The sequence below is a fragment of the Ancalomicrobiaceae bacterium S20 genome (genome assembly GCA_040269895.1).
GTDB lineage: Bacteria > Pseudomonadota > Alphaproteobacteria > Rhizobiales > Ancalomicrobiaceae > Methyloraptor > Methyloraptor flagellatus.
The window spans coordinates 4,217,357-4,232,077 of record CP158568.1; the positions used below are offsets into that span (position 1 = coordinate 4,217,357).

A 14,721-nucleotide genomic window follows, 5' to 3' on the forward strand; every position below is an offset into this window, starting at 1 on the left:
GTGCGGCTCGAGATCGGCGCGCCGGTCGCGGTCGAGGCCGGCATCGGGGGCTTTCGGCATGACGGCGCTCTGGGGCCTGTTCCTGCGCGATCTCCGGCTCGCGACCCGCCTTGGCGGCGGCGCGCTGATGGGGGCGCTGTTCTTCCTGACCGTCGTCACCGTGATCCCGTTCGGTGTGGGGCCGGACCTCAATCTCCTGTCGCGGATCGGGCCGGCGATCCTCTGGATCGGCGCGCTGCTCGCGACCCTGCTCGGGCTCGACCGGCTGTTCCAGGCCGACCGCGACGACGGCGCGCTCGACGGCATTTTGATGGGCGATCAGCCGCTCGAACTGGTCGTCTTGGTGAAATGCCTCGCCCATTGGGTCGCGACCGGCCTGCCGCTGGTGGTCGCTGCGCCGCTGTTCGCAATCTTCATGAACATGGAGCCGATCGCGATCGCCGCGACCACGGCGACGCTCCTCGTCGGCACGCCGGCGCTGACTTTCCTCGGCGCGATCGGCGCGGCGCTGACGGTCACGCTCCGGCGCGGCGGCCTGCTGCTCGCCGTGCTCGTGCTGCCCTTGACCGTGCCGGTGCTGATCTTCGGGGTGTCGGCGGCGACGTCCGTCTCGATCGGCCCGACGCCGTTCGGCACGCCCTTCGCGATCCTCGCCGCGCTCGGCCTGTTCGCCGCCGTGCTCGGCCCGGTCGCGGCGGCGGCCGCGCTCCGGTTCGCGGCGGAGTGAAAGGCCCGCGCCGGCGCGGCCCCGCGTCCTTCCGCCCTTGACCTGCCGCATTGCCCGGGCCACTTCCGCCGCATAGAACTGTTCCATCTCGGGATCGGCGGGGCAGGGCCGGTTTCGGAGCGCCCGATCGGGTGGTCGGCAACCGCGAGCAGGGACGACGGACGGATAATCCATGGCGTGGATCGACTACGCGAACCCGACGCGCTTCCTCGGGCTCCTCGACCGGTTGTTGCCCTGGCTCGTCGGCGCGACCGTCGTGCTTCTCGGCGTCGGGCTCTATCAGGTGTTCCTGATCGCGCCCGACGACTACCAGCAGGGCCAGACGGTCAAGATCATGTATCTGCACGTGCCCTGCGCGTGGCTGTCGATGTTCTGCTACATGGTGATGGCGGCGTCCTCGCTCGGCACGCTCGTGTGGCGGCATCCGCTCGCCGACGTCTCGGCCAAGGCGGCCGCGCCGCTCGGCGCCGTGTTCACGCTGATTTGTCTCGTCACCGGCTCGCTGTGGGGCAAGCCGATGTGGGGCACCTGGTGGGTCTGGGATGCGCGGCTGACCTCGGTGCTGGTGCTGTTCATCATGTATCTCGGCCTGATCGCGCTCTGGCAGACGATCGAGGATCCGGCCAAGGCGGCGAAGGCCGCCGCCGTGATGACGCTGGTCGGCGTCGTGAACATTCCGATCATAAAATTTTCGGTCGAGTGGTGGAGCACGCTGCATCAGCCGGCGGCGGTGTTCCGCATGGACGGGCCGACGATCGACCGCTCGATGCTGATCCCACTCATGGTCATGGCAGTCGGCTTCACGTTTCTGTTCATGACGCTGCACTTCCTCGCCATGCGCAACGAGATCCTGCGCCGGCGGCTGCGCACGCTCAGGATGATCGAGGCGCAGGGCCTCGAGCGGGGGGCGGCGTGATGTTCGATCTCGGCACGCACGCGGGGTTCATCCTCGCCTCCTACGGCATCGCGGTGGTGCTGCTCGCCGCCGTCGTGGTCTGGATCCTCGTCGATCACCGCGCGCTGAAGCGCTCGTTGGCGACACTCGAAGCGCGCGGCGTGCGCCGGCGTTCGTCGCGGCCGGATGGGGCTGCGTCGGGTGGCGCATCGGCGGCGGGGACGGCGTCGGACGGTGCGGTCTCGTCGGAGGTCGCGCCATGACGGAAGCCGATTTGCAGGGTGCGGCCGCCGTCCGGCCGCGCCGGCGCGTGCCGGTGCTGGCGGTGCTGCCGCTGGTGATTTTTGCCGGCCTCGCCGGCCTGTTCCTCTATCGGCTGGAGGCCGGCGGCGACACGAGCCGCGTGCCCTCGGCGCTGATCGGCAAGCCGGTGCCGGACTTCGTCCTGCCGCCGCTCGCGGGTCTCGTCGAGGCCGGCGCGCCGGTGCCGGGGCTCGCGACCGCCGACCTCAAGGGCCGCGTCACGGTGGTCAACGTCTTCGCCTCGTGGTGCGTGCCGTGCCGGCAGGAGCATCCGCTCCTGATGCAGCTCGCGAAAGACCCGTCGGTCCGGCTGGTCGGCATCAACTACAAGGACGAGCCGGAAAACGCCCGCCGCTTCCTCGGCTCGCTCGGCAACCCCTACGCCGCCGTCGGCGCCGACGAAAAAGGCCGCGCCGCCATCGATTGGGGCGTCTACGGCGTGCCGGAAACCTTCGTCGTGGGTAAGGACGGGCGGATCGCGTACAAGTTCATCGGGCCGCTGTCGGACGAGAGTTTTGAGCGGGTGTTGAAGCCGGAGATCGGGAAGGCGGGGCGTTGATGCTCCCAGCAACTGAACGTGGCTAGCTAAAGATCGAACTACTATAGATAGCCGCGTACGTTTGGGTAAGCCCACGATAAATAGCAGATTGGCCTCTTGCATCTCTGCGTCAGCACAACCATCTAGTACGTGCTGCCGGAAATGGCCGGACAGTATGGTCGTTTCGGAAGTCAAGTGGCACGATTGCCGACAGGATCACGATGATTGACATCATCGCTGTATCGGCGGCGCCGGACCAGCAGACAGTGAGCATCGCTCGCACTCCTACGGCTACAGTATATCGCCTTGCGTTTTACAAACCCGCGTTCGGGGATGCCTACGTGACAGCATTGGGCAGAACCAACGTTTCGAGGCGTGCGATTGGGGGGCGTTCGGCGCAAGCCGAGGTTCAGGGTTGGAACCAGCCCTCCAATCTCTGCAATTGAGGCTTCCATGAAGCACAAGTGGTTCCGCCCAAGGGGCTACAAGCATTTCGACGCGCCGGTCGGTGAGGCATTTGCGGAAAAGGCTTGTGATCCGAATTTCGTTGAAAGACACGCGTGGTCGCCGCTTATTCATTACGTGAAGCGTGTAAAGCGCTACAAGCCTACATCCGGCAAGACGAAATACAAAGATCGTCCGATCATGTTCGCATCTCATCGTGATGCGTGCATTCTCGCAAAGTACGCGGCTGATATCGGCGATCGACTGGATGCGCACTACAGGGCAAACGGCCTTCACCGTAACGTCATTGCCTATCGCAGGCTTAGACGCGCCAACTACCATTTTTCCGCGGATGCCTATCGCTTTGCCAAAGAGCGCAGCAAATGTGTCATTCTGTGTTTCGATATCACAGGCTTCTTCGACAACCTTGATCACACTATTCTGAAAGATCGATTGAAGTGGCTGCTTGGGGTTTCGGAACTGCCCAAGGATTGGTTCGGAGTCTTCCGGCACGTCACGAAGTTTCGTCGTGTCGAGCGCACGGCGCTCGAAGCGAAGGACGAATTTAAGGCTAGATTGAAGTCCGATACGAAAGAGCCGGTTGCGACGATTGCGGAAATCAAGGCCGCGTCCATTCCGATCATCGGAAATCCGAACAAATTCGGCATTCCGCAAGGAACGCCGATTAGCGCGTCCTTTTCAAATCTTTACATGATTGAAGTAGATCGTGTGATGGTTGAGGCCTGCAACGCGATCGGCGCGCTTTACCAACGCTATTCTGATGACATTTTGATCGCTTGCGCCCCCGAGCATGAAGCGGAAATTGAAAAGATCCTCAAAGATACGGTTAACGTTCATAAGCTTGAAATCAAAGATGAAAAGACTGAAAGGGCTTTGTTCGAATCGGGAAGTCGAGACGTTTTTCAGTATCTTGGATTCAATGTAACACAAAAAGGTGCTGTGATCCGGCCTTCATCGCTTGCCAGACAATGGCGAAAGGCGAGATACGCGGTAAAGAAGACGAAGGCGCAAGGGCTTGACGCCATCACGAAAGGGACGTCGACATATATATCGACGAAGAACCTTCGGCGGAGGTTCTGGCCGACTGGCGCACGAAATTTTTCGAAGTATGCACGGCGCGCGGCGGACGAATTCGGATCGAAAGCTATCGTTCGTCAAGCGTTGCGCCTTGAACGAATGGTCGATCAGGCCATCCGCGACATGAAGGCCGTATCGCCCGCCCCAACGCCCTGAAGCTACCGTGGCAGCAGATTCTCCGAGCGGTCTCATGGACGGCGGGTTGGTGCCGAAATTTGTCAATCGGCGAGCAATCTTGACCCCGGATCGGCGTCGAACTTTGACCCCCTGGTTTCGCGCAGTTGGGCGCTTCCGATCGAATGTCGAAGCTTCGCTGTGAGCATGTCGTCGGTGTCGTGACGGAGGGAGGGCGTAGCCCGACCGGAGGCACTATACCGACGACGGCGCCGATCTCAGGCCCGGTGTTTGAAGCGCCAGCTGTCGTTGCCGGTCTCGACGATGTCGCAGTGATGGGTGAGGCGGTCGAGCAGCGCCGTAGTCATCTTGGCGTCGCCGAACACCGACGGCCATTCGCCGAAGGCGAGGTTGGTCGTGACCACGATCGAGGTGCGCTCGTAGAGCCGGCTGATCAGGTGGAACAGCAACTGACCGCCGGATTGGGCGAAGGGCAGGTAGCCCAACTCGTCGAGGACGACGAAGCCGAGGCGGCAGAGCCAGTCGGCCATTCGCCCCTGTCGGCCGGCACGGGTCTCGGCCTCGAGCTTGTTCACGAGGTCGACGACGTTGAAGTACCGCCCCCGCATGCCGGCTCGGATGCAGGCCCGTGCGATGGCGATGGCCAGGTGGGTCTTGCCCGTGCCGGTACCGCCGATCAGCACGACGTTGCGCTGCTGGCCGATGAAGCCGCCGGCGGCGAGGTCTCTGACCAGGTTCTCGTTGATCGGCGTGCCGTCGAAGGCGAACTCGTCGATGTCCTTGGCGAGCGGCAGCTTGGCCACGCCCATCTGGTAACGGATGGAGCGGGCCTGCTTCTCGGCGATCTCGGCGGTGAGCATCGCCGCGACGATGCGCTGTGGGTCGTGGTTGCGCTTCAGGGCCGCCGCTACGATCTCGTCGTAGGCCGCCTTCATGCCGAACAGCTTCAGCTCGGTCATCGTGCTCAGGATCTTGGTGCGGTCCATCAGCCGGCCCTCCGCAGGTCGTCGTACCGCGCGCAGTCGGCAATCGGCTCGAACCGCAGCTTCAACGCATCCGGGGTCAGGATGCCGACCGGGATCGGCGCGGGCCGCCGTCGCGCCAGGATGTTCAGCACCACGTCGGCGGAGTGCACGCCTTCGCCGAGCGCCTCGGCGCAGGCCGCCTCGACCGCACCCAGTCCGTCGTCGAGCACCGCGGCGAGGATCTCCACCATCTGCCGGTCGCCGTCGTTGGAGCCGGCGAGCTTGCGGCGCACCCGATCCATCGCGCCCGGCAGAACCCAGTCCTTGAACGGGGCGCCGTTGCGCAGGGCTCCCGGCTTGCGGGCGAGCACCGGCACGTAGTGCCAGGGATCGTAGATCGTCTCGCCGCGACCGAAGGAGCGAGGATGCTCGGCGACCACTCGGCCGTCCTGACGAACGACGATCCGATCGGCATAGGCCCGGATCTCCACCGGCCGGCCGACCGCGCTCGCCGATACGGAGTATTTGTTGTTGTCGAACCGCACGAGGCAGGTCTTCGATACCGACGCCGTCACCGCGTGGAACCCGTCGAAGGGGCCGCGATACGGCACCAGCGACGCCCGCTCGGCTTCGAACGCTTCCCATATCGTCCGGTCGGGGAACTCCGGGTTCCGATGCGCCTTGGCGTAGGCGATGCACCGGTCGAGCAGCAGGGTGTTCAACTCGTCGAAGGACCGAACCCGCAGGCGCGGGGTGAAGAACCGCTCGCGGACCAGCCCGACCTGGTTCTCGACCTGCCCCTTCTCCCAGCCCGAAGCCGGCGTGCAGGCGACCGGCTCGACGAGGTAATGCCCCGCCATCTGCAGGAAGCGCCGATTGTAGGCCCGCTCCTTGCCGACGAAGATCGTCTCCACCGCGGTCTTCATGTTGTCGTAGATGCCGCGCGTGCAGGTGCCCCGGAAGAAGGCGAAGGCCCGGTCGTGGGCATCGAACACCATCTCCTGGCTCTCGCGCGGATAGGCACGGACGAACATCATTCGGCTGTGGCAGAGCCGGACGTGCGCCACCTTCACCGTCATCGGCAGGCCGTTCATCAGGACGACCTCGTGGCTCCAGTCGAACTGGTACGCCTCGCCCGGCGCGAAGGAGAGCGGCACGTAGGCGTCGACCTTCGCCGCCGACGTCTCCAACGCCCAGGCCCGCGCGTAGCGACGAACGGCGTCGTAGCCGCCTTCGTAACCCCGGCCGCGCAACTCCTCGAACAGTCGAACCAGCGTCAGCCGCTCACGCGCAGATGCTGCCGCGTTCGCCGCGAGCAGCCCGTCCAACTCGGTCTTCCACGGTCCGAGCTTCGGTAGCGGCTGGTTCCCGCGACTGTAGGAGAAGATCGTTTCACCGGAACGCAGCACCTTCCGGACCGTGTTCCGGGCAACATGCAGTTCGCGGGCGATCTCCTTGATCGAACGACCTCGAACGAAGAACTCGCGGCGTATCCGCGCAATCGTATCCACTGACTTCATCCCCCGACCGCCGCCCTCCACGAAAGGAACGGCAGTCTGCTCGCGGTGGCGGTAAGGGGGTCAAAATTGGACGCCGATCACCCCTCGTAGGGGGTCAAAGTTCCACGCCGAAACACATCCGAAGATGCGCCGTCCGCCGCCCTGCCGGTTCCGGCAGCATCCGCTGAACCTACAGCGTCGAAACAGCGCGGCCGTCCGTTCATGCCCGGCCAGAGCGGAAATCCGTCCGGTCGGCCGAAGGGGGCCAAGAACAAGCTGACCGACCTGTTCCTGTCGGCCATCGTCGACGACTTCGCCGAACATGGGGCCGAAGCCCTCGCCCGCGTCCGTACCCAAGACCCGGCGTCGTACCTCAAGATCGTGGGCAGTCTCGTTCCCCGCGAACTCGTCTTGCAGCGCGAGGAAAGTCCGGCCATCGACTACGCCGAACTCTCCCATGACGAGTTGGTCGACCTGCTGGAAGCGGTGAGGAAGCGGAAGTTCGTCGAAAATGCGCTGAAGACGATATGACGCGCTAAACGCCTTCGTCCGTCATGCGTTCAATTGCGGCGCGGACGCGGTGCCATCGGCCTTGTTGAAAGTTGTCGGAATACCGCCAAGCCCTATCCTCTTCGATGAAGGCCATTTCGGCCGCGCGCTCACCCCATCGCGCCAGCATAACCTTGGCGTCTGCCTCGATTGCCGCCTTCGGGATCAGACGCGGCCGAATGTCCAAATCCCATATGACCCATAGCAGCGAACCCCATATCGGGAACGCTGCAAGCGCGATCACCAGCCATTTCAGGGCAAGCCACCAGTCCAATCGAGTGTCCACCGACCACGAAATATCTGAATTTAAGATAACTGATTTTCAGATATAATTGAAGTCCCCATCGCTGGCGATGGGGTTCGAAATGGCCAAGACATTGGGGACGGAACGGCACAAGGCTCTGATTTCGATGCTGATTGAAAAGCGCGAAGCCGCTGGCCTCACCCAAGCCGAACTTGCCGATGCCTTGGGTGAATATCAGTCCTTCGTGGCACGATTGGAGAGCGGTCAGCGCCGTGTCGACGTGATAGAATTCATATTATTGTCGGAAATTCTAAAGTTTAATCCAGGCGAGGAAATCAGTTTAGTTATGAACCGATAACTTTTCTACCTTTTGAGAATGCCAGAATCTTCTCTATTATTCCAATTTTGCCCGCATTTCCCATTTCTGTGTAATGCTTTTTTGCGCAATCAATAGTATGTTCGAAATTTTCTCTTTCGCCGATTCTATCAAATATCTTTGCTTTTATTAGATTTATTTCTCCGAGATGGCGAGCGATAACGTTTCCGCCTTCCACCTCAATTTTCTCAACGAGATGTAAGGCATCGTCAAATTTACGCAGACTAATATAGGCATCTATTATAGCAATATCATTATATATAGTAAGCCAGCGATCGGCACCTTCGTCTATATCTTTTTTATTGAGTTCCAATATCAATGGTAGCGCTTTGCCGGCAAGATCAAATGAATGAATAGACATCGCCCTGAGTTTATTCAGATAGGCGTCCGTGCTTGCATTTTTAAAACCATAGGCTCGGAGTGGATCACTGTCATCTGAGTCAAAAATAGAATATAAATCGTGAACATAATCGAGGTTTGTAATTACATCTTCCAAGAAATCTCTATTTTCGTCGGGAAAAAATACTTCTTCTGGATTAAAAATCATTAGAATCCTTTGGTCGACTATAGATCCTAAAAAGAAGCTGCTTTTATTATGCAAATGCAGTTGATCCATTTGCGAAATGGACTCATTTTGATTTATGTAGTCGTTTCCATATCGATAAATTAGATTCTCTCTGTAGAGAGTAATTAGTATACGAAAATAGACATCTTCAGCGTTCAGCGATTTTATGCGCCTCGAAATGATCATAGTCCGAATAAATATAAAATAATTAATCGCATTAATACTTTCATCTGCATCAGAGAATTTTATATTTTCAGAATAGCATATTTTTCGAAAGTTCAACGGTTCGTCAAGGTCTCTTAGTTCGCACTTTATTCCTGAAAAATGACCAATAATGCTCTCAATATCTTCTCTGGTGAATCGCTCTTTCTTTGAAGCTGACGCAATATATGCAGAGTCAATTAGATCTGAAAGATAATCATCATTTAGATATCGCTTAATCTGAAGCAATGTAGAAAAACTTGGAATGACATCACCATTTGTTATTCTAACCCAGTTCCTATATGTTATTCTAAATCCAGAAATTATTTCCATTTTCTTTTGTCCGCTTTCGATGTGCTTCTTCTCCAATGAAAAACGGAGCGCGTCCGCAAGGGGCATTTCAAGCTTGCGTCCATCAAACCGGAATTGAGGAACCTTAGGGGTCATTCTGTGTCGCTTCCTCTTGTCATTGGTGCCTTGTAATAAATCCGCACACAAAGGAGGTGCGGCATGACTAAATTCGAAATCATCACACTCATTCTGATGATTATCCAGATCATATTGATGCTTGTTCTCTAGTAAGTAAATTTTCATGAAAATAGGCTGCCTGGTCGTTGACCATTCAGCCTATTTTTTTATTTCATATACAGTACATATATTGCCACGGTCGACACTCATTGAGAATTGTTTCCGATTTTATTCATATTTAGCAAGTCCCTTCTGACTCATGATCGGTTATTCGTTCAACCTGCACAAACTCCTTATTCTCGATCATCAAGAACAAGCACTTTCCGCCTGACCGCTCTGCCCAAAGTTCGCCGATCAGCCGCTTTTCCTTCGCGTCGTCGGCTGACGCCAGATGCGCGCCCTTGTATTCGATGGCCAATACACGGCCGTCGTTCAGAAGCGCGACGAAATCCGGATAGAACTTGTCCGACGAGGTTTGCAACCAGAAAGAATGCGGCTGGCGTGCAGTGTTGCGCACCCAAGCCTTCACCTCCTTGAGCCGATCCAGATAGACGGCGCATTCGTGCTCTTCGCCGCGGGGCTCAAGATCGCCGATGACGCGGAACAGGTGCTTCTTGAAGTCCGTCCCGCCCTTGTAGGGCTGATTGTAGCCGTAGCGGTTTTCGTCGAATACCAGTTCCACGGCCGAACTGGTCGCAAATTCGAGACCGCTTTGTGGGAACAACGCCTGTTCGAAGGCCGTCTTCTCCCGTTCGTCGCGGTGTTTTCCGATGACCTTCACGAAGGCTTCGACCAATCGGAACTTCGCCTTGGCCAAGGCTTCAACGGTCATGCCCGTCTTCGCCGTGATCACGTCCAGCGCCTTGGCGATGAAGAGCGTCGACGAAACGCGGGTGATGTCGCGGCGCGACGAGAACGGCAAACGCCGGTCGATCCAGTTCACCAGCGCGTTCTTGGTCCAGCCGCGTTCGGCGAGTGCGAGCGAAAGCTGTTCGTGCAGGTCGGTGACAAACTGCACCGTCACCTGTCCGGCCGTGCTCACGTCCACATGGGCTTCGTCCCCGGCAGGCTTGGGAGGGGCGAAGAAATCGAGGATCGGGGCCGGATCACTCTCTTCCAGCTTCCACGGGATATCGAGGAAATGCGCCCGGTCGAACAGTTGCGGCCCGGTCGGCGTCGTAACGGCGAGCCTCGGCACGGCGAAGCGGATAGCCTCTTGCGCCGCGTCCGGAACCTTGAGGCGCGCGCCGCGCGAGCGATGCACCAGTTGGTCGATGACGACGGCGGCGGCTTCCGGCATAGCGAGCTTCAGCGCCGTGCGGTCATAGTCGGTCAGAGCGCCGCGCGCCCGGATCGTTCCCGTGCTGAGGTCGATTTCGACCCGCCCGCCGGTCGCGGTCTCGATATTGGTCTTGAAGCTGGTGGCGTCGATCTCGGCCGGAAGCGCCTCTTCGAAGACGAAGGCCGATCCGCGTTCTTCGAAGCCGGGAATGACCGGCACGGCACGCACCAGTGCTTGGGCTTCGACGCGTTCGAACCCGTTGTTGACCAGCCCGTCGCGAAGCGTGTTCGCCGCATTCTGGAAACTGGTCGTCGTCGCGAAGGCATAGGCGCGGTTCAGGTCTTCATGCACCTTCCGCTTGGCGCGGGGCAGTCGCAGAACCCGGCCCAAAAGCTGTTCCACCGCGCGGGGCGACTTCTGTTCCGCGACCGAACAGAGCACATAGGCGAAGGAGCAATCCCACCCCTCCTTCAATGCCTGCTGCGTGATGATGAACCGAACCCGGCAATCGCGGTCGAACAGGTCGACGCCATCAAGCCCCTTGCTGTCGCCGGTGGCGATGACGACGTGATCGTCGGGCACCCGGAAATCATCGACGAGAATCCTCTTCACCTCTTCGGCGTGCAGTGTCGGACGATCCTTCGACTTGGCTTCGGCCTGAAGCAGCATGACGGGGCGGACGAATTCGCCGGTCGTCTTCTCTTCAGCCGCCGCCGTCGCCGTCAGTTCGTCCAGCCACGCCATGGCATCGCCGATGGTTTCGCGCGGGTCCGCCCGGCCGCGAAGCACCACCGGTAGCTTGATCATGTCGGCGGCCTTGAGTTCGGCGGCGGACACATGGTGCAGGACGTTCGACGCGTAGATGCCCTTTTCGGGCTTGTGCTCCTCTGGCGTGACCGGCGTTGCGGTGAATTCGACTATGAGCGACGGCTTCAGCCGCGCCAGCGTGTCGAACGACAGGTCGGTGCGGGCATTGTGCGCCTCGTCGACGATCACCATCGGGCGGCGGATGCGCAACACGTTGGCGAGCGACGGCACCGGGTCGCCGGATGGACCGGCATCCAGCAAGGCGCGTTGCCCGTCGGCGAGGCCGCTGAAATGGTCCATCAACTCGCCGTTGGCCTCGTAGACCTTGCGGCCTTCGGTCTCTTCCACCCGGAAGGCTTGGATGGTCGCGACGATCACCACCAATCCGCCGTCATAGTCGGCGCGCTTGGCGTAGAGGGCTTCCTGAACGGTCATCACGCGGACATTCTCGCCGAAGCGGTCGGCGAGCGCGCGGCGGTTGGGATTGGCGCGGTCCTGCAAGCTGGCGAGCGTCTGTTCGCGGATCGTCTGCGACGGCACCAGCCAAAGCACAGTCGGTGCATCGGTGCGCAGGAAGCTGTCGGCGGCAATGGCGACGGTATGGGCGGCAAGCACCGTCTTGCCGCCGCCTGTGGGCACACGCAGGCAGACGTAGGGCAATCCGGGCAACGACGGCGGCGGCACATAGGACCGCTTGGTGATGGCGTAGAACGCTGTGTCGGCGTCGCCGAGTTCCACCGTCTTTTCGAGATACCGGCGAAGAGTGGCGAGCGTTTCAAGCTGGTAGGACTTGAGCGTGAAGAGCGGCAGTGTCATTCGAGGTCGCCCTTCTTGGTCTTCGGCTTCGCGCCCAACAGCTTCTTCGTCTCGCGATCAAAATCGCTGAGATAGGTCCGGTCCTGTTCGATCCGGTATTTGTCGAACTCGGCGAGTGCCTTGGCGTCGGCATCCTTGCGGCTCACCTTGCCCGCCCCTTGCAGAATGTCGCGGTCGTTCAGCGTCAGGAAGCCGTGAAGCTTGGCGATCCAATCGGCCATCTTCATGGGAATGCGACGTTCCGCCTGTCCCTCGGCGAAGTCGAGATACTGCGAGACGATTCGTTCCATCGCCGTCAGTTCGCCTTCGTCCAGATAGTTCAAGGCGCTGGTGACATCGGTTGCCGTCGGCACGACGCCCTTGAAGGACGTCATGCCCATGAGCGGCTGCGATGCATCGGCGCGCGCCTTGATCACTTCCGGCGCGGTCATGCCGTGGATGGCGTAATGGAACTTGTTCTGGACGGTGGCGAAGAAGGTCTTCGTGATGTCCGCCTTCGGATCGTAGTCGATGCTGGTCGCAAAGATGTCGGTGATCTTCTGATAGAAGCGCCGTTCGGAGACGCGAATGCGCCGGACACGGCGCACGAGTTCGTCGAAATAGTCATGCCGCGATTGGCTGAGACGTTCGTCGTCCATCGCGAAGCCCTTGACGATGTATTCGCCGAGCCTCGCATTGGCCCATTGCCGGAACTGCGTGCCGCGCGCCGAACGCACCCGAAAGCCGATGGCGATGATCATATCGAGATTGTAGTGGGCAACGGCCCGCGAGACGGTTCGTCGGCCCTCGGTTTGAACTGTCAAGTATTCCTTGACGGTTGCGGTCGGGTCCAATTCGCCTTCGTTGAACACGTTCTTGATGTGTAGACTGATGTTCTGCTTCGTCGTTTCAAAGAGGCTGGCAAGCTGAAGCTGGTTCAGCCAGACGTTTTCGCCCTGCACGCGCACGTCGATGCGCGTTCGCCCATCTTCGGCGACATAGAGCAAGAATTCGGTCGGCTGGTCGCTCATGGTCAAAGCCCCTCGATCTGATAGGGGATTTGCTTGAAGGTCACGCCGAGGCGGGAAAGGCGGTCGTCGGGCACGGTACAGCCTTCTGCGTAGACGACGCGCGCGCCGGTGAAGCCCGTTTCCGGTAAGGGCAGGGCATCCAACATGGAACCGGTCAGCACATTGCCCGCTGCCGTGCTGGCGACGCCGGCACTGTCCGTCGCATGTAGGAGGTAGATGGCGCGGCCCTGAAACGTCCCGATCAACGACGACGATCCGTCGGCACGACGCGGGATCGGCGAGCCGGTCTCGCAGAAGAACACATGGGCGGCGAGATCGGGATAAGTGACGGCCGGACTGACGTTGCCGTCGGCATCGAAGAGCGGTTCGCCGAGGGTGCAGAAGCGGAAGCCGCCGCCCGCCCCTTCGACATGCTCCTTCGTTCCGTTCGCTCTGCCCTTGTCGTATCCCGCAATGACCCGCGACAGCCGTTCGGCCGTCACGTTCTGGCAAATGGACGGTTCCATTTCGATCAGAATGTAGCGCCGTCCCCCTCCTTGCCGGGCGACGGCAACGCCGGTCGTGCCCGATCCAGCAAAGGAATCCATGACGATATCGCCGGGTTCGGTGCTGATTTCGATGATACGCTTCATCAAGCGCGTGGGCTTTGGCGTGATGAAGACCGACGCGCTATCTTCGAAGCTCACCGTTTCGAGCAATTCCTTTTTGGCCTCTTGAGTGTGGCCAACATCTTTGTAGAACCAAAGCGTTTGCGGGACGACACCTTGCTTCACCTCAGACAGGAAGCGCTTGAGGCGCGGTACGTTATCCTTCGTCTCACCCCACCAGACGCGGCCGTCTGCGTCCAATTCCTTCATCTTCGACTTTGAAACGCGCCAGTACATTCCCGTTGGGGGGCCGGGGATAACCCGTCCCGAAGGCGTTTCCACGGCGTACGTCCCTTCGCCGTAGAAGTTGCGCGCCGAGAAGTCGCCGGAAGTCCACGGGCCGCGCGGGTCATTGTCGGGATTGGTATATCGTGCATCTTGTTCGGCGCTTCGGGCAAGCAAACCCATCTGGCAAAGGCCAATGTTTTTCGCGTACGCATAAATGTAGTCATGATCATCCGAGAAAAATTGTGCCGAGTTCTTCGGTGAAAACACTTTTTGCCAAATGATCGAAGCAAGGAAATTACCGCGCCCAAAAACTTCATCTAAAACCATACGAAGCGAGCCGGATTCGCTGTCGTCCATCGATACGAAGATCGATCCATCTTCGCTCAAGAATTCTTTCAACAGGCGCAAACGCGGATACATCATGCACAGCCATTTGTCATGACGCGACAGGTCTTCGGCTTCCTTGCCGACGGTCGCCCCCAGCCATGCCTTGATCTCAGGCGAATTCACATTGTCGTTGTAGACCCAACCCTCGTTGCCTGTGTTGTACGGCGGGTCGATATAGATGCACTTCACCTTGCCCGCGTAATAGGGCAACAGTGCCTTCAGGGCTTCGAGATTGTCGCCCTGCACCAGAAGATTGCCCGCGTCGGGATCGCCGACGGACTTGTCTTTGTCGCAATGGATCAGCCGATACGGCACGTCGCGATGGTGGTTCACCACCGCCTTCTTGCCAATCCAATCGAGTGTGGGCATGTCCCGGCTATTCCTTGTTAAACCAGAGCGATAGCTTCGAATCGCATTTCGCCTGAATGATACTCCAGCAACGGCAATATGTCATCGAATTCGCAGACAGGCCGAAAATCCGGTGCATTTTGCGTCGGATTTTGATTTCTGGTGCGACTCATGGTACAAGTCTCTCAA

General features: G+C 59.5%; 14 protein-coding genes. 7 read left to right on the forward strand and 7 right to left on the reverse strand.

Annotated elements, in window-relative coordinates; translation table 11 throughout:
* Positions 1-58: 58 nt before the first annotated feature.
* The 5 genes from ccmB (at position 59) to ABS361_19000 (ending at position 4,161) form a co-directional block, all read left to right on the forward strand.
* Positions 59-727, forward strand: coding sequence for a heme exporter protein CcmB (ccmB, locus tag ABS361_18980; GenBank protein XBY44105.1), 669 nt, complete (start codon positions 59-61; stop codon positions 725-727).
* Between the two features lie 172 nt (positions 728-899).
* Positions 900-1,643: a heme ABC transporter permease gene (locus ABS361_18985; protein ID XBY44106.1), complete on the forward strand. Its 744-nt coding sequence runs from the start codon at positions 900-902 to the stop codon at positions 1,641-1,643.
* A complete protein-coding gene (gene ccmD, locus ABS361_18990; protein ID XBY44107.1) occupies positions 1,643-1,885 on the forward strand; it encodes a heme exporter protein CcmD in 243 nt (80 codons plus the stop codon). Before ABS361_18985 ends, ccmD begins: the two co-directional genes overlap by 1 nt.
* Positions 1,882-2,484, forward strand: coding sequence for a DsbE family thiol:disulfide interchange protein (locus tag ABS361_18995; protein ID XBY44108.1), 603 nt, complete (start codon positions 1,882-1,884; stop codon positions 2,482-2,484). The genes ccmD and ABS361_18995 overlap by 4 nt, the downstream gene beginning before the upstream one ends.
* Before the next feature lie 432 nt (positions 2,485-2,916).
* On the forward strand, positions 2,917-4,161 hold the full coding sequence (locus tag ABS361_19000; GenBank protein XBY44109.1) for a reverse transcriptase/maturase family protein: 1,245 nt from the start codon (positions 2,917-2,919) through the stop codon (positions 4,159-4,161).
* Positions 4,162-4,397: 236 nt separating this feature from the next.
* On the opposite strand, the gene istB is transcribed toward ABS361_19000, so the two are convergent.
* Together istB and istA are read right to left on the reverse strand one after the other, a co-directional pair.
* Positions 4,398-5,126, reverse strand: a complete 729-nt coding sequence (gene istB / locus ABS361_19005) for an IS21-like element helper ATPase IstB (protein XBY44110.1) — start codon at positions 5,124-5,126, stop codon at positions 4,398-4,400.
* Positions 5,126-6,625 carry an IS21 family transposase gene (istA, locus tag ABS361_19010; GenBank protein ID XBY44111.1) on the reverse strand — a complete coding sequence of 500 codons (1,500 nt, stop codon included), beginning with the start codon at positions 6,623-6,625 and terminating at the stop codon, positions 5,126-5,128. The genes istB and istA overlap by 1 nt, the downstream gene beginning before the upstream one ends.
* 201 nt (positions 6,626-6,826) lie before the next feature.
* Here istA and ABS361_19015 point away from each other — a divergent pair, with 201 nt between their 5' ends.
* A complete protein-coding gene (locus ABS361_19015) occupies positions 6,827-7,135 on the forward strand; it encodes a DUF5681 domain-containing protein (GenBank protein ID XBY44112.1) in 309 nt (102 codons plus the stop codon).
* A 4-nt stretch (positions 7,136-7,139) separates the two neighbouring features.
* On the opposite strand, the gene ABS361_19020 is transcribed toward ABS361_19015, so the two are convergent.
* Positions 7,140-7,427, reverse strand: coding sequence for a hypothetical protein (locus tag ABS361_19020; protein XBY44113.1), 288 nt, complete (start codon positions 7,425-7,427; stop codon positions 7,140-7,142).
* Positions 7,428-7,518: 91 nt separating this feature from the next.
* On the opposite strand from ABS361_19020, the gene ABS361_19025 reads away from it, so the two are divergent.
* Positions 7,519-7,755 (forward strand): helix-turn-helix transcriptional regulator, encoded by a 237-nt coding sequence (locus ABS361_19025; GenBank protein ID XBY44114.1) that lies wholly within the window; start codon positions 7,519-7,521, stop codon positions 7,753-7,755.
* Here the strand turns inward: ABS361_19025 and ABS361_19030 are convergent.
* The 4 genes from ABS361_19030 to ABS361_19045 all read right to left on the reverse strand — a co-directional run bounded on the left by ABS361_19030 (position 7,742) and on the right by ABS361_19045 (position 14,553).
* A complete protein-coding gene (locus ABS361_19030; GenBank protein ID XBY44115.1) occupies positions 7,742-9,133 on the reverse strand; it encodes a hypothetical protein in 1,392 nt (463 codons plus the stop codon). The two genes, ABS361_19025 and ABS361_19030, sit on opposite strands and share 14 nt — an antisense overlap.
* Before the next feature lie 112 nt (positions 9,134-9,245).
* Complete coding sequence (locus ABS361_19035) at positions 9,246-11,912, reverse strand: DEAD/DEAH box helicase family protein (GenBank protein ID XBY44116.1); 2,667 nt, start codon at positions 11,910-11,912, stop codon at positions 9,246-9,248.
* On the reverse strand, positions 11,909-12,922 hold the full coding sequence (locus tag ABS361_19040; GenBank protein ID XBY44117.1) for a virulence RhuM family protein: 1,014 nt from the start codon (positions 12,920-12,922) through the stop codon (positions 11,909-11,911). Before ABS361_19040 ends, ABS361_19035 begins: the two co-directional genes overlap by 4 nt.
* Positions 12,923-12,924: 2 nt before the next feature.
* Complete coding sequence (locus ABS361_19045; protein XBY44118.1) at positions 12,925-14,553, reverse strand: site-specific DNA-methyltransferase; 1,629 nt, start codon at positions 14,551-14,553, stop codon at positions 12,925-12,927.
* Positions 14,554-14,721 lie beyond the last annotated feature (168 nt).